Origin of the sequence: Chitinophaga sp. CCNWYY40, from assembly GCF_037483205.1 — a bacterium.
Classification (GTDB): domain Bacteria; phylum Bacteroidota; class Bacteroidia; order Chitinophagales; family Chitinophagaceae; genus Chitinophaga; species Chitinophaga ginsengisegetis.
On record NZ_JBBHLF010000002.1, the window covers coordinates 458,742 to 479,715 of the forward strand.

The window sequence follows — 20,974 nt, forward strand, 5'->3', positions numbered from 1 at the left end:
GACCATGAAAAAGAATATATTCTTAATAATAATCGCTGCTTTGGTATTGGGCGCCTGCAACAAGGATTTCCTGGATACCAAACCAACCAATGCCGTACCGGACGACCAGGTGTTTAATACTGCCGACAACGTGGAAACCGTGATCAATGGTACCTGGGCATATATGTTTGAAGAGTTCTTCACCTTTGCAGTGCCTGGTTATAAATCCATTCATCTCACCAGCGACGCGATGGGCAGCGATATCGCGGTAACCCAATCGTATGGACTACGTGATTCCTATGGATACACTGAAATGACAGACAACACCAAGAACCGTGTAAACGCTTTCTGGACCATTCTGTACAAGGTGATCGACAACTGTAATAATGTGATCGCAAAAGTGGATAATGCTACCGGCGATGCCGATAAAAAGCAACGTCTCAAAGGCCAGGCGTATGCGCTGCGTGCCAATTGCTATCTCACGCTGGCATCTTTCTACCAGTTTAACAGAACCGGTACAGAGAAAGCCATTCCCATCTACACAGAGCCATCCGGCCCAACCACTGCGGGAAAGGCAAAATCAACGGTGGCAGAAGTGTACAAACAGGTAATTGATGACCTGCAGAAAGCATTGCCGCTGCTGCAGAATTATCAACGCAATGCCACCCAGAAATGGAAAATTGATCTCAACGTAGCCAATGGTTTACTGGCCCGCGCATACCTCTACAACCGTCAGTGGACAAGCGCTATCACCGCTGCTGTTGCTGCCCGTAATGGTTATCCCCTGATGTCGGGCGATGATTACAACAAAGGCTTCAGCGATATCAACAATGGAGAATGGATCTGGGGACACGCGCAAACGCCCAACCAGAGCAACGCCAGCTACAACTTCCATTTCCTCGATGTTTCCAGCCCGGCCTCATACTACCAGAGCTTTATGGCAGATCCTTACTTTAAGAACTTCTTCGACAGTGCAGATGTACGTTTCCGTTTATTCGACTGGGACACCCTGCCTGACCAGGAAGGCTACCTGCGCTATAAGAAATTCCGTTTCCGTGACGCCGGTGCATTGGTGGGCGACCTGGTGCTGATGCGCTCCGCAGAAATGTACCTGATAGAAGCAGAAGCTTATGCACAAAGCGGCAACACTACCAAAGGCGCAGAAGCCCTCAACGTATTGCGTGCCGCAAGGAATGCCACGCTTTATAAAGGCGGCGGCAGCCTGGTAGACACTATCCTGGTGGAGAGAAGAAAAGAATTGTGGGGAGAAGGGTTTTCACTGTCTGATATTATTCGTACAGGCGGCACCGTAGTAAGGAAGCCTTTCCTCTCTTATAACGGGCAGGATAGTATTATCAGCGTGCCGAGAGGTGATGGCACCTTTGTGAAAGTGTCTGCACAGGGGCATCTGACGCTGAAGCAACCGGATGGAACACCGTTTGTACCGTACAGTAAATACTACCTCTTTGCTATCCCGATTACAGAATTACAAAATAATCCGAACATCAATAATTAAGGATCATAAAAAAAGCCTCCGGAATTTTCCGGAGGCTTTTTTATAATTAATGGCTTAATATATCCACGGAATGATCCGGCTGGTATGCTTCATATAATCGGTGTATTCTTCTCCAAACTTCTCGCTCAGTACTTTTTCTTCTATCTTCATCCGGTAAACAAATGCCACAAAAACCGGGATGAACACAATGGCTAATCCCAGCCAGTTATTCTGCGATAACCCGAATCCCAGGAAAGACAGCAGGGAACCGGCATAGGAGGGATGCCGCAATATGCTGTACAGTCCATCCTTTTTGATATGATGATCTTTCCGGATAGTTACATTTACGGTAAACAACCGGCCCAGCTGCGCAATGGCCACAAAGCGAAGCACCATTCCCAGCAGTATAACGCTAAGGCCTATACGATTCATATCAGGCCCCGGAAGAATCAGGTAAGATGTTTTTGCAGATACCAATACAGAAATATTGATGAACACAATAATTACGATCCAGATAAAAGCGAGGCTGCCCTGATCCTGTTTTTTCTTGTCATCTGCGTCCTTGCCACGGAGAATGCGGTGCAGCAGTATTTCAGACAGGAACCAGGCAAAATAAATAATGGTGGATAGCACGTTCATAGACCAACAAATAAGACGGGATTATATTTGTAATATATATTATATTTTCTGATTTTCAAAAAGTCGTAATTTGTGGGAGCAATTTAAAACTTGTGTTATGGAGAACCTGCAGGCAATACTCGCTTCACCCACCCCTGTACTGATTGATTGTTTTGCTACCTGGTGTGGTCCCTGCCAGATGGTACCGCCTATCCTGAAAGAAGTAAAGGATAAAATGGGAGAACAACTCAGGATTATCAAGATTGATATAGATAGAAACCAGCAGCTGGCCGCTCAATGGCAGATTGCCAGCGTACCTACATTGTTGCTTTTCCGCGAAGGAAAACTGATTTGGCGGCAGAGCGGGGTAGTGCCCGCGCATCAGCTGATACCGCTGTTAAAGCAAAAGATATAGTCATTATTACTTCCCGGATGCTTCTCCGGTGCTTCGGACTTGCGTATCTCATGGATCATCCATGCACTATCCATACTGTTAGCATGCACTCCTCATGCACTATTGATGCACTGTTCATGCACTCCCCATGCACTATCTCTCTGTTGGAGTCCGCTAAATCCTATTATAAAAACTTTGCAGATCTCTTGCCAGCTGGTCATAAATAGGCCGGGTAAATTCCATAAATAAGTCAGTAGGCGGCGGTGGCGGCATATCCCGTCCTCCCATCAGTTGCTTGTCCTCATCACTGAGCGCCCTTTCATCTCCCTTAAAGGTACCAAACTGGTTGAGCCAGGTGTAGCTGCCGGGAATACGGTCGGTTCGCAGTAATTGTCCGTTGCCGGTGTTGGTGATGCGGTAGTCCAGCAATCCTTTTGAGACTACCGTTTTTTTAGTGATATAGAGCGTGGCTTTCACCGTTTTGTAGATGTTAAACTCTTTACCGGTAGAGTCCTTCGTGGTACCCACCACAATTTCTTTTGAAACATCGCGCTGGATGCGGTCTACATAGGTTTGGCCCACTACGAAGTCAAAAAAGCGGAGTTCAATATATTCATCGGGACGGAGGTTTCCATTGCGAACCACCCGTTCATCGTAAAATTGTACAAACTGGTTGATATTGCGCTGTTGCAGGTTACGCACCAGGTAATCACGGAACTGATCGGCGCTGAACTGGTAATAGGGGGAGCGCACTTCAATTTCACTGACTACCACATTGATTACTCCCATCTGGTAAGCCTCATCCCGCCGCTGTTTGGTATCCCGGTAATTGGGGATCAGTTTCAGCGCCGCGCCAAATTCGTCGTATGCCTGCCGCGCACTGGCCTTATCGCCTTTGTCCAGTAAAGCCATGCCCCGGTCGTACCGCATTTCTGCGGCGTTTTCCTGGGCGCCGGTGATGGCATCCCGGTAATCCTTCGGCTGCACCAGTTTAAGGGCAGCAGGGGAGCTGTGAATGGCGTTGTAGAGGGTTTGTAAGGCACGGTACTCATTCCGTATGTTTTCCCACTTGAGTTGGTTATTGGAACGGAGGTATTCGTTCACGCGGTCTTCCCGCACCAGTAGTGCCTGTTTATAGGCATCAGGCAGCATCCGTGTGGCGGTGGCATCCTGCGGTTTACGCTGCAGCTTTTTCACAAAAGCGGTAACGGCTTCATCGTATCTGCCTTTGTTATATAGTTTTTCACCCGATTTACAGGAAAGAATACAGGTGTAGAGAAGGATGGCGGTAATGCTCAGTAACTGCCTGAATGCTTGCTTTTTCAATGGGGAACTGTTTTATAAGGATATGCTTTGCCTGCCGGCGCTGTATTTATTTGAATTGTCTTCTAAGCTCCCTGTCTGCCTCCCTTGCTTTGATAGAGTCGCGTTTGTCGTGGAGCTTTTTACCTTTACCGATCCCAATCTCCATTTTTGCCAGGCTTTTATCGGTAATGAACATACGAAGTGGTACAATGGTATAGCCCCGTTCTTTCATTTTGTTTTCCATCTTTCTCAGTTCCCGCTTGGTAAGCAGCAGCTTGCGTTCACGCAGCGGATCATGATTGGAGGAAGTACCGTGCGAGTATTCTGCAATATGCAGGCTCTTTACGTACAATTCTCCTTTGGAAAAATAGCAGAAAGAATCATTAAAGCTCACCTTACCTGCACGGATCGACTTGATCTCTGTACCAAGCAACACCATCCCTGCAATAAATTTATCTTCTATTGCGTACTCAAAATATGCCGATCTGTTCTTTAATTCTGCCATTTGCGCTTTAATATGAGCTGTTAGTTTTTAGCCTTCAGTTGTTAGCTGCGGCGGGAGAGATCCATACCATTGCTAACAATTGAAGGCTAAAAGCTGTTGTCTTAATTTTTAAAGATGGTCAGCAAACTTGCCAACTTCGTTTTCAGTTCTTTTCTATCCATGATGAAATCCAGGAAACCATGTTCCAGCAGGAACTCAGCGCTCTGGAAACCAGCAGGTAAATCTTTTTTAATGGTTTCTTTAATAATCCTGGGTCCTGCAAAACCAATGAGTGCGCCCGGTTCCGCAATGTTAAGGTCGCCCAGCATTGCGTAAGAGGCGGTTACACCACCGGTGGTAGGATCCGTCATTAAAGAGATGTAGGGGAGTCTTGCATCCGCCAGCTGTGTAAGCTTGGCCGATGTTTTAGCCATCTGCATCAGGGAGAAGGCGCTTTCCATCATACGGGCGCCGCCTGATTTGGAGATGACCATCAGCGGCATCTTGTGGATGATGCAGTAGTCGATAGAACGGGCTATCTTTTCACCTACTACGGAACCCATAGAGCCCCCGATGAAGTTAAAATCCATACAAGCCACTACCAGGTCGTTACCCAGCACCTTGCCGGCCCCTACGGTCATCGCATCTTTCAGTCCGGATTTCTTCTGTGCATCCTTCAGCCTGTCGGCGTAAGGCTTCAGATCTTTAAATCCCAGGAAGTCGGTCGGGTATATATTTGGGAACAGTTCCTCGAACTGATTGTTATCAAATATGATCTCAAAATACTCTGCAGAGTTAATACGGTTGTGATAATTACACTTATCGCAAACATAGTAATGTTCCTTCAGATCCTTTACGGTGGTGGTTTTTTTACAGTTAGGACACTTGTGCCACAAACCATCCGGTGCTTCTTTCTTTTCACTGGTGGTGGTAGAGATGCCTTGTTTAATTCGCTTAAACCAGCTTGACATATTTTACTATTAGATTAGAAAATAGTGGTGCAAGATACGAATTATCGCATAAAGCCAAAAACATATAGGGAAAAGTATAAAGTTTAAATCAAAAAGCAAAAAGCCATTGTAGCGGAGATAATAACATATACATATAATATATGATCGCTTTTATCCCGGTTACAACAGCTTTTTGCCTTATACGTTCAGCTTAATGCTAAATTATGCGTTCCTGTTAATACAGTTCAGATCCCTGAACGCTTCTTCCAGGCGCTTAACAAAGGTTTCTTCACCTTTACGCAGCCATACGCGCGGATCGTAGTATTTCTTATTTGGTTTGTCAGCGCCTTCGGGGTTACCCAGCTGGCCCTGCAGGTAATCTTTCTTAGCTTCGTAGAAATCATGAATACCTTCCCAGAATGCCCACTGCATATCTGTATCGATGTTCATTTTGATAACGCCATAACCCAGTGCTTCAGTGATCTGGTGTTTTGGAGAACCGCTACCACCGTGGAATACATAGTAAACTGGCTTAGCGGCTGTTTTATATTTCTCCTGGATGAATTCCTGGCTGTTATGCAGGATCACCGGACGGAGTTCTACGTTACCCGGAGAGTATACGCCGTGAACGTTACCAAAAGCAGCAGCTACCGTGAAACGGGGACCTACCTTTGATAAAATTTCATACGCATAAGCTACTTCCTCAGGTTGGGTATACAGCTTGGAGTTGTCTACACCGGAGTTGTCCACACCGTCTTCCTCACCACCGGTTACGCCCAGTTCGATTTCGATGGACATACCCAGTTTGTTCATTCTCTCAAAATATTTATGAGAAATTTCAATGTTTTCTGCAATCGGTTCTTCGGAAAGATCCAGCATGTGAGAGCTGTACAGCGGTTGACCGGTTTGTTTGAAGAACTGTTCGCCGGCATCCAGCAAACCATCGATCCATGGTAACCATTTTTTAGCAGCATGGTCGGTATGCAGCACTACCGGAACACCGTAATATTTTGCTACTTCATGTACGTGTTTAGCGCCGGAAACACCACCTGCAATGTTCGCCTGCAGTTTGTCGTTCGGCATGCCTTTACCGGCAAAAAATTGTGCACCACCGTTAGAAAACTGAATAATAACCGGTGAATTTACTTTAGCAGCTGTTTCCAGTACCGCATTCACGGAGTTAGTTCCCACAACATTTACGGCAGGCATAGCAAATCCGTTGTCTTTGGCATCGTTATACAGCGCATCCAGCTCTTCGCCGAATAGTACGCCAGCTCTGTATTTTCCCATACTCTGATATGTGTTTAATTTTTTAGGAAAGCAAATATAAGGAGTTAAATAGAAGATTTATAGCGAAAAGTAAGCGCTTACGTATTAATTCTACCAACAGAAAAATGTATTTTAACCGGTATTAATCCGGTTCCGTATGAAATTATTTCTGTTTTTCCTTGCAGGCGTATTCCTGAAAATGTCCGCTGCTACAGCGTCTGCGGCCAATGTGGCGGATTCGTTGCTATACTTTACCTCCTTCGACAGCACCCGTATACATTATACAATAACAGGTACCGGCGCACCGGTATTATTGGTACATGGTTTTATTGCGAACGGGGATTCCTGGAAGAAAACAGCTTTGTACGATTCCCTGCTGGTGCACGGGTATAAGGTAATTACCCTCGATCTGAGGGGAAACGGTGCGTCGGACCATCCGCACGACAGTCTCGCTTACCTCGACGATGCAGAAACAAAAGATATCATGGGACTCATGACCCATCTTAATATTAATAACTACCAGGTGGTAGGCTATTCAAGGGGAGCTATTATTGTTGCGCGCCTGCTGGTGCTGGATGCCAGGGTACGCAGCGCGGTAATGGGCGGTATGGGTACGGCTTTTACGGATCCTGTCTGGCCACGCCGCCGGCAGTTTTATGAAGCCCTCTCCGGGAAAGACGTGCCCGAACTGGCCGCTATGGTTAAATACGTACAACAGACCGGACTGGATCAGCGCGCCCTCGCCATGATGCAGTTTGGCCAGCCCTCTACTACACCACAGGAGCTGGCCGGCGTGCATCAGCCGGTATTGGTTATCGGGGGGGATAAAGACGAAGATAATGATACCGGTGGCGCTCTCGCAGCTATGATGCCGGCAGGAATGCACGGCACCGTAACCGGAGATCATAATTCAGTAGTACGCGCCGTACCATTCGCTGAATGGGTGCTCGACTTCCTGCAGAAACACTAACTAACGGTGAGTACATTGCCATCTACCTTGATGGTGTAAGCCGTTAATGCAGCAGTAGCCGGACCCGTATTCACCGCCCCGGTAGTGGTATACCGGCTGCCATGACCACAAGGCGCATTACATTCTATTAATTTAGACGTGTTGTTAAAGGTAGCAACGGTGCATCCCTGGTGGGTGCAGGTGCTGGAAAGGGCCGTGAAAGCCGATGCAGTATTGCCGGAACCGGTACGGATAATGATCACCCCGTTGGAGATCCTGAAATCGCCCACATTGGTGAGGTCACTGCCGAGGTTCAATGTTAGCTTTGCGTTGCCGCCGCCCGGAGGAGTTGGATCGGGATCATTACTGCCTCCCTTGCTGCAGGCAGCCAAACCGGCTGTACATACTAATGCCAGCGTTAATCCAATGTTGGAAACAAAATCTCTTCTTTCCATAAAATGCGTTTTAGTTGATCGTTATCCTGTTTACGCAAGTGAAAAGAAGAAAGTTGCCTCAGGCGATTTAATTTTCTATCACCGATTGAAAGTAGGCGGGTGCCTCTGCCAAACGGCTGCCATACCAGGAAAACATTTCCCCGTCAACCAGCTGGATACGCGCTTCCGGCAAAATGGCCTGCAATTCCGTTATATGTTTTTCTTTGAAAGGATAGGGTTCAGACGACAATAACACCCTGCGGCACCCGCTGCCGGCCAGCTGACTGGCAGTAACAGCCGGATAACGGGGCAGATCGCCGAATACATTGTGAAACCCGCATAACTGCAACATCTGGTGAATGAAGGTGTCGCCACCAGCTACCATCCAGGGATCACGCCAGATAAAATAAGCGGTGGGAACAGGCGCTGCAAGCGGCTGCAGTGAGGCAAAGCCGGCTTCTATCCGGGAAGTCAGGTCAGTGGCGGCCTGCACACGATTGGTGATGGCGCCGATGCCGGCTATCATTTCATAAGCATCTTCCAATGTTTGGATATTACTCACCCATACGGGGTAATCCTTCATCAGCGGCTCTACGTCAGTGGCCAGGTTTTCTTCTTTATTGGCAATGATCAGATCGGGAGCAAGCTGCCGTATAATGTCGGCGTGAACATTTTTGGTGCCACCCACCCGTGTTTTCTCCCTGAACCACGTTAACGGATGTACGCAGAATTTAGTAATGCCTACCACTTCCTTTTCCAGTCCGAGGGAATACAATAACTCCGTTTGGGATGGCACCAGTGAAACAATCCGCTGTGGCGGATGGTCAAGCGTTATCTGCCTGTTGAGCTGATCGGTAAACAACATGTGGTTCTTTTATCTGCCCAATGCCTGTATGATATCGTACTTCGTTACAATGTGGTGGTTGCCGCTGTCGTCTTTCGTAAGTACCGCGCCATTTTCCCGGTTGATGTATACCGAAAGCTTTTCAATAGGAGTGTCCTGGCTCACCAGCGGGAACGATGGCTGTATTACCTGGCTTATCAGTGCATCTTTCAGGTTGGCATCATCGATCAGGCGGTTAAACAACCCGTTTTCAGAAATGGACCCAATCAGTTCCCCGCCCTGTTCTACGGGTATATGCTCGATATCATATTTTTTCATCCGGGCAATGGCTTCACTCACTTTTTCATCTGCGCTGATCGTTACCAGTGGCTGGTTCCGGCGGCCGTTCACTACATCTTTCACTGTTTTTACATCCAGGAAACCACGCTCCAGCATCCACTGGTCGTTATATATTTTACCTACATAGCGGCTACCATGATCATGAAAGATAACTACCACCACATCTGTTGGCTTCAGTCCTTCTTTCAGCTGTAACAGCCCTGCTATGGCTGATCCGGCGGAATAGCCAACAAAGATGCCTTCTTCTTTGGTGATGCGGCGTGCCATCACGGCTGCATCTTTATCAGTTACTTTTTCAAATTTGTCGATCACCTTCATGTCGTAATTCTCCGGCACAAAATCTTCCCCGATACCCTCTGTAATATAAGGATACACCTCGCTCATATCCAGCTGGCCGGTTTCAAAATACTTCTTCAGTAAGGAGCCATAACTGTCGATAGCCCATACTTTAATGTCCGGATTTTTTTCTTTCAGGTATTTCCCGGTGCCTGTAACGGTGCCACCAGTGCCGGTAGCCACCACCAGGTGCGTAATTTTCCCGTCGGTTTGTTCCCATATTTCCGGACCGGTTTGTTCGTAGTGCGCATCGCGGTTGGCCAGGTTATCATATTGATTCACATAAAATGAATTGGGCACTTCGGTGGCCAGTCTTTTGGACACGGAATAATAGGAGCGGGGATCTTCGGGTTCCACATTCGTAGGACAAACAATTACTTCGGCGCCTACTGCTTTCAGGATATCCACTTTTTCTTTGGATTGTTTATCGGTAGTGGTGAAAATACACTTGTATCCCCTGATAATGGCCGCCAGGGCCAGGCCCATACCTGTATTGCCGGAAGTACCTTCAATGAGGGTGCCGCCGGGTTTCAGCAATCCTTTCTCTTCCGCTACATCCACCATTTTCACGGCCATGCGGTCTTTAATAGAGTTGCCGGGGTTAAAAAACTCCACCTTCGCCAGTACGGTGCAGGGAAGGGAAGCGGTTACGCGGTGCAACTTTACCATCGGGGTATTGCCTATCGTTTCGAGTATGTTATCACAGTATTTCATAAAAAATGAGGTTGTATGGTTACGAAAATACGGAATTGAACCGACACGCGGAGGCGATCCTCTCCGTATATTTGCGGCAATGAGTGAACGGATTTTTATAACAGGAACAGGTACGGGTGTGGGCAAAACCATTACTGCGGCCTGTGTTACGGAAGCATTGACTGCCGATTACTGGAAACCCATTCAAACGGGTTTAATGGAAGGCACAGATACGGATACGGTATCTTCTTTATTGTCAAATAAGGTGTCAGTTTGTCACCCGGAAGCCTGGCGGCTGCAGGCGCCTGCCTCCCCGCATCTGGCGGCGCGGCTGGAGCATTGCACCATCAATATGGCGCGTATCCTGCAGCTGGCAGACCAGTACCAGCCGGTTAGCCGGCCATTGGTGATGGAAGGCGCGGGGGGGCTGATGGTGCCCATAAACGAGGAGCTGTTTACACTCGACCTGATAGTGGCCCTGAAAGCCCGGGTGCTCATTGTGGCGCAGAATTACCTGGGCAGTATCAACCATGCAATGCTCACTGCAAAGATGCTGCAACATACAGGCGTGCCCGTTATCGGATGGGTGTTTGGCGGCGACTATCACAGCAATGAGGACGATGTGGTAAAGTGGAGCGGGTATCCTAAAGTTGGCCGCATCCCGCTGACAGATACGGTAGATAAGGCATTCGTTCAACAACAGGCACAGTTGTTGTCAACCTCGCTGCATAGTTTACTGGCATGACCACGAAAAAGGATATACGAAAACATTTCCTGGAGCTGCGGCTTAACCTGGACGAACCCACTGCCCTTGCACTGAATGAGCAGTTGCTGGCGAATGCCCGTCAGCTCGATTACAGCAACGTCAGGAAAGCGCATATCTTTCTCCCTATCTCTGAAAAAAAAGAAGTAGACACCTGGCCCCTGGTGAAATGGGGGAGAGCCCAATGGCCGGAAATGGAATGGGTGCTTTCCCGCTCGGACATGAAAACCGGCGAGATGAATCACTATCTCTGGAAAACCAACACCATCCTGGTAAAAAACAAGTTCGGCATCCCGGAACCGGACCATGGGGAAGGGGTACCACCGGAAAATATAGACCTTGTATTTGTACCTTTGCTGGCCTTCGACCGGCACGGACAACGGGTAGGATACGGCAAAGGCATGTACGACCGTTTTCTTAAACAATGCCGGCCGGATGTGCGTACCATCGGCCTCTCGCTGTTTGAACCCGTGCTGCAGATAGAAGACGCGGATTCGTGGGATGTACCGCTGCATACAGTGGTGACCCCGGATCACATTTATCAATTTAAATAAACAACCGTGCTTAAATACCTGAATATTCTTTTATATCCTTTTTCCCTGCTGTATGGCCTGGTGATGTGGTTGCGGAACAGATTTTATGATAAAGGACTGCTCACTGCGGTGGAATTTGACCTCCCTGTGATCGCCGCGGGCAACCTGTCGGTGGGAGGCACTGGGAAAACCCCGCACGTGGAATACATGATCCGCCTGCTGAAGGATCATTTAAAAGTTGCCACCCTCAGCCGGGGGTATAACCGCCGTACCAGCGGCTATATCCTGGCCGATGAAAGAAGCACTGCCGCCGATATCGGGGACGAACCCATGCAGTTTCACGATAAATTCCCGGATATCAAGGTGTGCGTGGGGGAAGAAAGGATGCTGGCCATCCCGCAGCTGCTGGGAGATGAACCCGATACCCAGGTGGTGCTGCTCGATGATGCTTTCCAGCACCGTTCCATAAAACCCGGTCTTAATATCATGATCACCGATTACAGCCGGTTGTTTACCCGGGATCATGTAGTACCTTTTGGCCGTTTAAGGGAAGGAAGACAGGGATATCACCGGGCCGACTGTATTATTGTATCCAAGTGTCCGCCGGCCATGAGCAAGGAAGAGAAGCTGGCCCTGGAAAAAGAAATTAAACCATTGCCTCATCAGCGGCTCTTTTTCACTACCTTGCAATACGGCGCCTTGTCCGATATGATCACCCATTACCCGGTGGCCCTCCCCAAATCAGCAACCGTATTGCTGGCGTGTGGTATAGCAAGGCCCGAACCATTGCTCGAAGAATTGAAACGACGTTACGAACAGGTATACCTCTTGTCTTTTCCCGATCATTATTATTATACGGAGAAGGATATACTAAAAATAAAAAAAGAATGCAGCGACCTGCCCGGCACAGAAAAGATTGTTATTACCACAGAAAAGGATGCGGTAAGATTACATCTGCTCAAAGGAATGCTGGCAGAACAAAATCTGCAGATTGCTGTTATTCCGGTGGAGATTGCATTCCTCTTCGGAGAAGCAGAATTATTTAATAACTTTATTTTTGACTACATAGGCCGGCACCTGCCAGCGCCCGGTCAACAATAACTTACGACTAACATGAGTAGAAAAAAGAAAAATAAAAAAGGCGGTAATCATAACCCTAACAACCCCCAACAAAGCCATAGCCAGAAGAAAACCTTTAAAGGCATATTGGAAGTAACAAGGTCCGGAATGGCCTTTGTGATCGTGGATGGCCTTACAAAAGACATCATGGTGAAGCAGAAAAACCTGCATACCGCCCTCGATAAAGATGAAGTACTGGTGGATGTATTGAAAGCAGCCCATAACGACGGCCGCATGGAAGGCATCATAACGGACATCCTTAAACGAAATAAAACCGAATTTACCGGTACTCTGCAGGTCAGCAAAAGCTTTGCTTTCCTCATCCCCGAAAAGGGATTGTTTATGCCGGATATTTATATCCCTGCCAACTCCCTCGGAGAAGCGAAAAGCGGCGATAAAGCCGTGGTGAAGATAGTAGCCTGGGGAGAAAAATCACGCAAACCCGTAGGCGAAATCGTGGAAATCCTGGATGCCAGCGATACCAACGACCTGGCCATGAAGGAAATCCTCATTGAAGCAGGATTCCCCCTCAATTTCCCTAAAGAGGTAATAGCCGAACTGGATACCATCCAGGAAAATATTTCTGAAGAAGAAGTAGGTAAACGGAAAGATATCCGCAAAATCCTCACCATGACCATCGATCCGGTGGATGCCAAAGATTTTGATGATGCCATCTCCATCCGGTTACTGAAAAACGGTTTGTATGAACTGGGCGTGCATATTGCGGATGTAAGTCACTATGTACTGCCTGGCACCGAACTCGATAAAGAAGCCGATAAACGGGCTACCTCCGTGTACCTGCCCGACCGTGTATTACCGATGCTGCCGGAAAAGATCTCCAACGAGCTTTGTTCCCTGCGTCCGCACGAAGATAAACTGACCTTCTCCGCCATGTTCCAGATGAACGAAAAAGGAGAGGTGAAGCAGCACTGGATTGGTCGCACCGTGATCCATTCTGATCACCGGTTTACCTACGAAGAAGTTCAGGAAATCATAGAAGGCAAATCTGACGGTCCGTATAAGAATGAAGTGATGCTGTTAAACCGCATCGCCCAAACCCTGCGTGGACAGCGTTTTGCGCATGGCGCCATTAACTTCTCCTCACAGGAAGTACGCTTCAAACTAGATGAAACCGGCAAGCCTATTGGTATTGTCATCAAAGAGAGCAAAGAAGCGCACCAGCTGATTGAAGAGTTTATGCTGATGGCCAATAAAACCATCGCGGCATACGTGGGCAAGCTGCGGATCAATAAACAGCCTATCCCGTTCCCTTACCGTGTGCATGATACGCCCGATCCGGAAAAGCTGAAAGTGTTTGCACTGTTCGCCGGAAAATTCGGTTATAAGTTCGATCTCAGCACACCGGAAAGTATTGCCAGCTCCTTCAATAAAATGCTGGCGCAGGTGAAAGGCAAACCGGAACAACCGGTGCTGGAAACACTGGGCATCCGTACAATGGCAAAAGCCATTTATACGGTGAATAATGTGGGGCACTATGGTCTTGGTTTCGAGGACTACTGCCATTTCACTTCCCCCATCCGCCGTTTCCCTGATGTACTGGTACACCGCGTACTGGCGGAATGCCTCGCTAACAGCGTGCGTCCCGACAAGCAGATGGAGCAGAAGTGCAAACACAGCTCTGAAATGGAACGTAAGGCAATGGAAGCAGAACGCGCCGGTAACAAATACAAACAGGTGGAATACATGCAACAGTTCATTGGTCATACCTTCGATGGCGTGATCAGTGGGGTAGCGCATTTCGGCTTCTGGGTGGAAACAGTGGACACCAAGTGCGAAGGACTGATCAGCATTCACAATCTGAATAAAAGAGAAGAGTTCCAATATAATGAAGGAGAGTATTCCCTCGTGGGCCAAAGCACCGGCCGCAAGTTTCGTATAGGCGAAAAAGTGAGTATCCGCGTGGTGGCGGCCAGCCTGGCCAAACGCCAGCTGGACTACGACCTGGAAGATGAACTGACCGGCACCGGCACACCTGCTGCCGCTCCGTTCCAGCATAAACGCCGGGAAGACCGCCGCGACGACCGTAAAGGTGGAGATCACCGTCGTGACGACCGGAAGAAGAAAAAAGACAAACAACGTTATAAGCCCTGGGAACAGGAAGCTAAAGCACCTCACAGGGCGCCGGAAGTATCTCTCAGTGAATCCGATCCGCTACCGGTTGTTGACCAGGTGATTGTGGAAACGCATGTGGTACCGGTAACACCGGATGCACCAGAAACGCCTGCAGTACCGGCAACACCGGCATCAGCGCCTGTGCATAAAAAGAAACCGAAGAAAGAAGTGACTGAAAAGGTAGCGGAAGAAAAACCAGTACCGGTAGTTCCTGCACCAGCACCAGCACCAGCTCCAGCTCCAGCGCCGGTGGCTGAAAAAGTGGTTGTTAAGAAAACGACTGCTAAACAGGAACCAGCAGTTAAAGCACCTGCGAAGAAAGCAGCTGCAAAACCAGCGCCGGCTGCTAAGAAAGCAGTACCCGCAAAGAAAGCTGCTGTTGAACCGGTAGTTAAGAAAGCAGTACCCGCAAAGAAAGCTGCTGTTGAACCGGTAGCTAAGAAAGCAGTACCCGCGAAGAAAGCCGCCGTAAAACCAGCTGCTAAGAAAGCGGTACCTGCGAAGAAAGCCGCTGCAAAACCAGTAGCTAAGAAAGCAGTACCCGCGAAGAAAGCCGCTGCAAAACCAGTAGCTAAGAAAGGGTTACCTGCAAAGAAAGCTACTGCAAAACCGGTAGCTAAGAAAGCAGTACCCGCGAAGAAAGCTGCTGTAAAACCAGTAGTAGCAAAGAAAGCGGTACCTGCGAAGAAAGCTGCTGCTAAACCAGTAGCTAAGAAAGCCGTACCTGCAAAGAAAGCTGCCGCTAAACCGGTTGCTAAGAAGACAGTACCCGCGAAGAAAGCTGCTGCAAAACCAGTAGCCAAAAAAGCAGTACCAGCCAAAAAAGCTGCCCCTAAAAAAGCCGCACCGGCAAAGAAGGCAGCTGATAAAAGCAAGTCAAAGAAAAAGAGTAAATAATAAAACACGAGCCAACAGCAATGCATTCATTCAAAGATTTAACAGCGCAGTTTAGTCAGCATTTTGAAAAACAACAGTTTCCGGAACAGCCCAGTAAACTATACAATGCAGCGTCCCATATCCTGGGAATAAGCGGAAAGAGGATCCGCCCTGTACTGTGCCTGATGGGGAACGAATTATTTGATGACCTGCGTACGGATGCATTTGAGGTGGGCAGTGCGATAGAACTGTTTCATAATTTTACGTTACTGCATGATGATATCATGGATAAAGCGCCGATTCGCCGCGGTAAGCCCACCGTTCATACGGTTTATGGCGAACCTGCAGCTATCCTGGCCGGTGATGTGATGCTCATTTATGTATATGAGCGCCTGAACAAGATAGAAACACACTACAAACAAAAGATCATCTCCGTATTTAATAAAGCCGCCATTGAAGTATGTGAAGGGCAGCAGCTCGACATGGACTTTGAAGGCATGGACCCCGAAAAGGTGCAGTACGACGATTATGTACATATGATCGGGCTTAAAACCTCCGTGTTGCTCGCCGCCAGCCTGCAGCTGGGCGCTATCATAGGCGGGGCCGGCGAAGGCAACCAGCAGCATATTTATTCCTTTGGTAAAAATATCGGTATCGCTTTTCAGATCCAGGACGACTACCTGGATGCTTTTGGCGACCCTGAAAAATTTGGCAAACAGCAGGGGGGAGACATCCTCGTTAATAAAAAAACATTCCTGCTCCTGAAGGCGCTGGAACTGTGTACCCCGGAACAACGGGCGGAACTGAAAATGCTGATGGAAACGTCGCCGGCCGATAAAGTGGAACGGGTACTGGCATTATTCCGCAGCTGTAAAGTAGATGAATGGGCAGAGAAGGAAAAAGAACGCTTCCAGCAGCTGGCTTTCCAGAGCCTGGATAATGTGGCGGTACTGTCTAACCGCAAGGCTGCACTGATGGAAGTGGCTAACTACCTCTTAAACCGTCAGCAATAAGGTTCGTATTCAAATTCGCATTATATTCGCGCTTGTCTTATTCAGGATGAAAGTGATATTGCTGATTGCATTGATTTTTTCTGAAAGATTTAATCAGGGCAATCAGCATTATTGTTTTTTAGAGAACAAGACAATCATATTCATTAAATTTAAAGACAACTGTAAACGTAATTCCTTAGCCAATGTCGTCAAATTCGCTGTTTCGGAAAAAATCACTTACTGCCATTATTAAAGATGCCAAAGACGGTTTGTCAGATGGTCATGAAACAGGGGGGATGAATAAGGTGTTGAAGGTGAAAGACCTTACCGCTATGGGAATTGCAGCGGTTATCGGGGCCGGGATCTTTTCCACCATTGGCGAAGCCTCTTTCCACGGTGGACCAGGCGTTTCCCTGCTCTTTGTGATTACAGCAGTTACCTGCGGATTCTCCGCACTCTGCTATGCAGAATTTGCTTCCCGCGTACCGGTATCCGGCAGCGCTTACACTTACTCTTACGTTACTTTCGGAGAACTGGCCGCCTGGGTGATCGGCTGGGCCCTGATCCTGGAATATGCCATCGGTAATATCGCCGTAGCCATTTCCTGGAGCGGATATTTCAATAACCTCTTAGGTGGTATCGGCCTCAGTTTACCCGACTGGCTGGCCAGTAACTACGACAGCGCTACTCCCGAAACCATTGCCGCGGCGCCGCATATTGCAGGTATCCCCTTCATTGTGAACCTCCCGGCGTTTCTGATTGTACTGCTGGTAACTTACCTGGCCTATGTAGGCATCCAGGAAAGTAAGAGAAGCGCCAACTTTATGGTGGCCCTGAAGATCCTGGTGATCCTGTTTGTGATTGTAGTAGGCTTCTTTTACGTAAATAAGGCCAATTGGCACCCTTTTATGCCCAACGGGTTCTCTGGTGTGCTGAAGGGGGTATCGGCCGTATTTTTTGCTTATATCGGCTTTGACGCGGTAAGCACCACGGCCGAAGAATGCGCCAACCCGCAGCGGGATCTGCCCAAAGGCATGATCTATTCCCTGATTATCTGTACCGTACTTTATATCCTCATCTCATTTGTGCTCACCGGCATGGTGCCGTATTATAACCTGAAGGTAAACGACCCGCTGGCTTATGTTTTCACACAGGTAAACCTGCCCTGGATCAGTTATCTCATTTCTGTGAGCGCTGTGGTGGCCACTACCAGCGTACTGCTGGTTTTCCAGATCGGCCAGCCGCGTATCTGGATGAGCATGAGCCGCGATGGCCTGTTGCCGAAGCGCTTCAGCAAAATACATCCCCGGTTTAAAACGCCATCTTTCGCTACTATTATCACGGGTATCCTGGTGGGTATTCCCGCGCTTTTCCTGAACCTGACCATCGTTACGGATCTGACGAGCATCGGTACCCTGTTTGCCTTTATCCTGGTTTGTGGCGGTGTACTCATTCTGCCCAGGGAGGAAAAATCAATCGTAAAACGGTTTCAGCTGCCTTATATCAACGGGCAGTTTATCGTTCCGGGCATTGTAGTGGTACTCGTTTTCCTGTTTAGTAAGGAAATCATGACAAAACTTTCCTTCGCCGGCGGCTGGGAGGTATGGAAACATAATATTCCCTTCTACATATTTGTGCTCGTTACCATTGCACTTTCTTATTTCTCACTCACCCGCAAGCTCTCACTGATACCGGTTCTGGGGATGCTCAGCTGTTTCTACCTGATGACGGAAATAGCGCTTAAAAACTGGATCGTTTTCTCGGTATGGCTCGCGGTAGGATTAACCATCTATTTCCTCTACAGCTATACCAACAGTAAGCTGGCCACAAAAGCGTAAATCTTCGTAACTTCAGGGTAGCTCTTTGATCTTAAAATTTATATTTTATGAACATGCTACAACGGGTTGAACACTGGGGTGATACACATCACCCGAATTGGCTGAGTGTGGTTCGCATTCTGCTGGGGGTATTTCTCATGTATGTAGGCGTCCGGTTTGTACAGGACAGGGACGCACTGCTTTCCATGATTAACCAGAGCCCGGCTTTGGCCACACTGTCCATATTACTGGGACATTATGTTGTATTCGCACACACAGTAGGAGGGCTGTTCATCGCTATGGGATTGCTTACAAGGGTTTCTGCGCTGGTGAATATCCCGGTATTGCTGGGGGCTGTATTTTTTGTTCATTCTCCAACAGGGCTGTTTACGGTATACCCGGTCATGGGTATTTCCTTACTGGTGCTGTTCCTGCTGATCTTCTTCCTGATAGAAGGCAGTGGCCGCATTTCGGTAGACGACTACATGCGGCGGCATCCTGAAAAAACAAGGACCAGGAAGTACGCTGAATAACGCTTTCTTCATATAGCCGTACAGGTGAGTGTTACCATTTTAATGGCAATAAGGAGCTATGTCTCCGCCTGATCAGGCAAATCTTAAATCTCTTCCACGCATATCCCTTCAATATTCTATTTTTGCAGTTGAAGAATGCAATTATGAAATACCAAAAAGGCGACAACATCTTGTTGTTGAGTTCAAAAGAAGAAGGAACGGTTGTTGACATTGTGAATGATAATATGGTCATGATAGAGGTGAAAGGAACGTCTTTTCCGGTGTACCTGGATCAGATCGACTTCCCTTATTTCCATCGTTTTACCCAGCAGAAACTGGTCAAAGAAAAGCCAAAACTGATTCCCGGCGACGAAATCAAAGTAGACAGAAGCAAGTATGAAGTGTTTAAAACAGATAAGGGCATGTTCCTGTCTGTTTTGCCGGTATACCAGATGGATGGATACGATGAAACCGTGAAGCTGATGAAGTTTCACCTGTTTAATGATACGCCGCATGCCATGCGCTTCTATTTCCAGATATGGCTGAATAATCAGCTGGACCTGGAAATCAAGAACGAAATACACCCTTATAATCACTTCTATCTCGCTGATCTTATCTTTGAATCGCTGAATGATAATCCGCGGTTTGAGTTTACTTTTTTCCTGAAAGAGCCACAGCCCAAGCTGGCGACTTCTGTAAAGAAAACCTGGAAGATCAAGCCCAAACAGATGTTTGTACAGCTGGAGCAACTGCGTACCAAAGCAGAAGCTACCATCACTTACCCACTGTTTGATAAATTTCCGGAGAAAGAACCCGAACCACCGGCACCGGCGGAACAGGCCAAAAAGAAGGCACCCATTGCCACCGTTGGATCAGGAAACTTTGCCAGCCTGTTAAGTAAAATACAGCTGCAGCCCGAAACTTCGCTGGAGCCCAAACAAGAAGTAGATCTGCACATCGAGGCACTCGAAAAAAACTGGAAAGGGCTGAGCAACATTGCCATCCTGGCTATACAGCTCAATGCCTTCCAGCGTTACCTGGAACTGGCTATCAGTCATCATCAGCATAACCTGATCGTGATTCATGGTATCGGAAAGGGAAAGCTCAAAGACGAAATTCACCAGATCCTGAAACAAACGCCGGAAGTAGCCAGCTTTGTGAATCAATATCACGCCAAATACGGCTATGGGGCTACAGAAATAACGTTTAGGTAATATTTTTATTTACCTTCGCGCTTCAACTACAAACCGTGCTATCGTTTCGCTGACTTGTTCAGTGGGAAGGAAAGTCCGGACAGCGCAGAGCAACGCACCACCTAACGGGTGGGTCCCGGTGCAAACCGGGAACAGCAAGTGCCACAGAAAATAACCGTCTGCTTCGGCAGATAAGGGTGAAAATGTGGGGTAAGAGCCCACGGTGCAGGCAGGTAACTGTTTGTGCGGGTAAACCTTGCGTGCTGAAATGCCATGTATACGGTCGATTGAGGGCTGCTCGCCCGATGACCGAGGGTAGGCAGATACAGACAACGTGCGAACGTTGTCGCAGATAAATGATAGCAGTCTGTCCCGGCTTGCCTGGGCAGAAACAGAATCCGGCTTACAGGTTTGTAGTTTTTTTTCTTCTCTTTTTTGATATCCTGAAATAAGCTGTTAACTTCCCGCATTATATTTAATCTCTATTTTATGAATCAGAATGATGAACGAACCTGGGGAACCCTTGTACACCTGGGGGGAATTATTGGTATGCTGATATTACCTACCGTCGGTAACATCATTGGCGTACTTGTTTTTTGGCTTATCAAAAGGAATGAATCCACTTTTGTAGATAACCAGGGAAAAGAAGCGATCAATTTCCAGATCACCCTGAGTATTGCAGCGGTGATTGTAAACCTGATCAATAATATTGTAACCGGCTTCTGGTCGCTTACCAGCTTCTGGCGTCATGCAAGAGGGGAGTTTTATAGTACATGGGGCTGGACCAACCTGCTCGGTGTATTATGGTTGCTGAATGTGATCTTTAGTATCATTGCTGCCGTGAAAGCCAATAAGGGCGAATCTTACAAGTATCCGCTAAGCGTTCGTCTCGTTAAATAATTACATAAAAAAAGGGCGGGAATTTTATCTTTTAAGATAAAATTCCC

The 20,974-nt window shown here is 47.8% G+C and carries 20 protein-coding genes and 1 other RNA gene; 13 read left to right on the top strand and 8 right to left on the bottom strand.

What is annotated here, in order from left to right; genetic code table 11:
- The first annotated feature begins 4 nt into the window (after nt 1-4).
- The gene (locus tag V7S65_RS07530) at nt 5-1,495 is read left to right on the top strand and encodes a RagB/SusD family nutrient uptake outer membrane protein (RefSeq protein ID WP_079467460.1); all 1,491 of its coding nucleotides are present in this window, start codon (nt 5-7) and stop codon (nt 1,493-1,495) included.
- Between the two features lie 54 nt (nt 1,496-1,549).
- Here the strand turns inward: V7S65_RS07530 and V7S65_RS07535 are convergent, their stop codons facing one another.
- Nucleotides 1,550-2,113, bottom strand: coding sequence for a methyltransferase family protein (locus V7S65_RS07535; RefSeq protein ID WP_079467458.1), 564 nt, complete (start codon nt 2,111-2,113; stop codon nt 1,550-1,552).
- 97 nt (nt 2,114-2,210) lie between these two features.
- Between V7S65_RS07535 and trxA the strand changes: the two genes are divergently transcribed.
- Nucleotides 2,211-2,507, top strand: a complete 297-nt coding sequence (trxA, locus tag V7S65_RS07540) for a thioredoxin (protein ID WP_111578081.1) — start codon at nt 2,211-2,213, stop codon at nt 2,505-2,507.
- 153 nt (nt 2,508-2,660) lie between these two features.
- On the opposite strand, the gene V7S65_RS07545 is transcribed toward trxA, so the two are convergent.
- From V7S65_RS07545 to fbaA, 4 genes are all read right to left on the bottom strand, one after another.
- Nucleotides 2,661-3,812 (bottom strand): tetratricopeptide repeat protein, encoded by a 1,152-nt coding sequence (locus V7S65_RS07545; RefSeq protein ID WP_336388654.1) that lies wholly within the window; start codon nt 3,810-3,812, stop codon nt 2,661-2,663.
- A gap of 46 nt (nt 3,813-3,858) precedes the next feature.
- Nucleotides 3,859-4,296, bottom strand: a complete 438-nt coding sequence (gene smpB / locus V7S65_RS07550) for an SsrA-binding protein SmpB (RefSeq protein WP_079467455.1) — start codon at nt 4,294-4,296, stop codon at nt 3,859-3,861.
- Between the two features lie 101 nt (nt 4,297-4,397).
- Nucleotides 4,398-5,246: an acetyl-CoA carboxylase, carboxyltransferase subunit beta gene (accD, locus tag V7S65_RS07555; protein WP_079467454.1), complete on the bottom strand. Its 849-nt coding sequence runs from the start codon at nt 5,244-5,246 to the stop codon at nt 4,398-4,400.
- A 201-nt stretch (nt 5,247-5,447) separates the two neighbouring features.
- A complete protein-coding gene (gene fbaA, locus V7S65_RS07560; RefSeq protein ID WP_079467453.1) occupies nt 5,448-6,515 on the bottom strand; it encodes a class II fructose-bisphosphate aldolase in 1,068 nt (355 codons plus the stop codon).
- A 136-nt stretch (nt 6,516-6,651) separates the two neighbouring features.
- Here fbaA and V7S65_RS07565 point away from each other — a divergent pair, with 136 nt between their 5' ends.
- Entirely contained in the window at nt 6,652-7,464 is an 813-nt protein-coding gene (locus V7S65_RS07565; protein ID WP_336388653.1) for an alpha/beta fold hydrolase, read from the top strand.
- Here V7S65_RS07565 and V7S65_RS07570 read toward each other — a convergent pair.
- The 3 genes from V7S65_RS07570 to V7S65_RS07580 form a co-directional block, all read right to left on the bottom strand.
- Nucleotides 7,461-7,898, bottom strand: a complete 438-nt coding sequence (locus V7S65_RS07570) for a QcrA and Rieske domain-containing protein (RefSeq protein WP_336388652.1) — start codon at nt 7,896-7,898, stop codon at nt 7,461-7,463. The two genes, V7S65_RS07565 and V7S65_RS07570, sit on opposite strands and share 4 nt — an antisense overlap.
- Before the next feature lie 67 nt (nt 7,899-7,965).
- Nucleotides 7,966-8,742 (bottom strand): helical backbone metal receptor, encoded by a 777-nt coding sequence (locus V7S65_RS07575; RefSeq protein WP_336388651.1) that lies wholly within the window; start codon nt 8,740-8,742, stop codon nt 7,966-7,968.
- 9 nt (nt 8,743-8,751) lie between these two features.
- On the bottom strand, nt 8,752-10,110 hold the full coding sequence (locus tag V7S65_RS07580) for a pyridoxal-phosphate dependent enzyme (RefSeq protein WP_079467449.1): 1,359 nt from the start codon (nt 10,108-10,110) through the stop codon (nt 8,752-8,754).
- Nucleotides 10,111-10,189: 79 nt separating this feature from the next.
- Between V7S65_RS07580 and bioD the strand changes: the two genes are divergently transcribed.
- From bioD to V7S65_RS07630, 10 genes are all read left to right on the top strand, one after another.
- A complete protein-coding gene (gene bioD, locus V7S65_RS07585; RefSeq protein WP_336388650.1) occupies nt 10,190-10,834 on the top strand; it encodes a dethiobiotin synthase in 645 nt (214 codons plus the stop codon).
- The gene (locus V7S65_RS07590) at nt 10,831-11,406 is read left to right on the top strand and encodes a 5-formyltetrahydrofolate cyclo-ligase (RefSeq protein ID WP_336388649.1); all 576 of its coding nucleotides are present in this window, start codon (nt 10,831-10,833) and stop codon (nt 11,404-11,406) included. The genes bioD and V7S65_RS07590 overlap by 4 nt, the downstream gene beginning before the upstream one ends.
- A 6-nt stretch (nt 11,407-11,412) precedes the next feature.
- Nucleotides 11,413-12,486 carry a tetraacyldisaccharide 4'-kinase gene (gene lpxK / locus V7S65_RS07595; RefSeq protein WP_336388648.1) on the top strand — a complete coding sequence of 358 codons (1,074 nt, stop codon included), beginning with the start codon at nt 11,413-11,415 and terminating at the stop codon, nt 12,484-12,486.
- A 12-nt stretch (nt 12,487-12,498) separates the two neighbouring features.
- The gene (rnr, locus tag V7S65_RS07600) at nt 12,499-15,534 is read left to right on the top strand and encodes a ribonuclease R (protein WP_336388647.1); all 3,036 of its coding nucleotides are present in this window, start codon (nt 12,499-12,501) and stop codon (nt 15,532-15,534) included.
- A gap of 20 nt (nt 15,535-15,554) precedes the next feature.
- Nucleotides 15,555-16,526 (top strand): polyprenyl synthetase family protein, encoded by a 972-nt coding sequence (locus V7S65_RS07605; RefSeq protein ID WP_111578087.1) that lies wholly within the window; start codon nt 15,555-15,557, stop codon nt 16,524-16,526.
- 182 nt (nt 16,527-16,708) lie between these two features.
- Entirely contained in the window at nt 16,709-18,343 is a 1,635-nt protein-coding gene (locus V7S65_RS07610) for an amino acid permease (RefSeq protein WP_336388646.1), read from the top strand.
- A 47-nt stretch (nt 18,344-18,390) separates the two neighbouring features.
- Nucleotides 18,391-18,855 carry a DoxX family protein gene (locus V7S65_RS07615; protein ID WP_079467443.1) on the top strand — a complete coding sequence of 155 codons (465 nt, stop codon included), beginning with the start codon at nt 18,391-18,393 and terminating at the stop codon, nt 18,853-18,855.
- 143 nt (nt 18,856-18,998) lie between these two features.
- Nucleotides 18,999-20,048, top strand: coding sequence for a Smr/MutS family protein (locus tag V7S65_RS07620; protein ID WP_133256180.1), 1,050 nt, complete (start codon nt 18,999-19,001; stop codon nt 20,046-20,048).
- A 25-nt stretch (nt 20,049-20,073) separates the two neighbouring features.
- Nucleotides 20,074-20,449: RNase P RNA component class A (rnpB, locus tag V7S65_RS07625), an RNA gene on the top strand.
- Nucleotides 20,450-20,516: 67 nt separating this feature from the next.
- Nucleotides 20,517-20,927, top strand: a complete 411-nt coding sequence (locus V7S65_RS07630) for a DUF4870 domain-containing protein (protein WP_079467441.1) — start codon at nt 20,517-20,519, stop codon at nt 20,925-20,927.
- Nucleotides 20,928-20,974 lie beyond the last annotated feature (47 nt).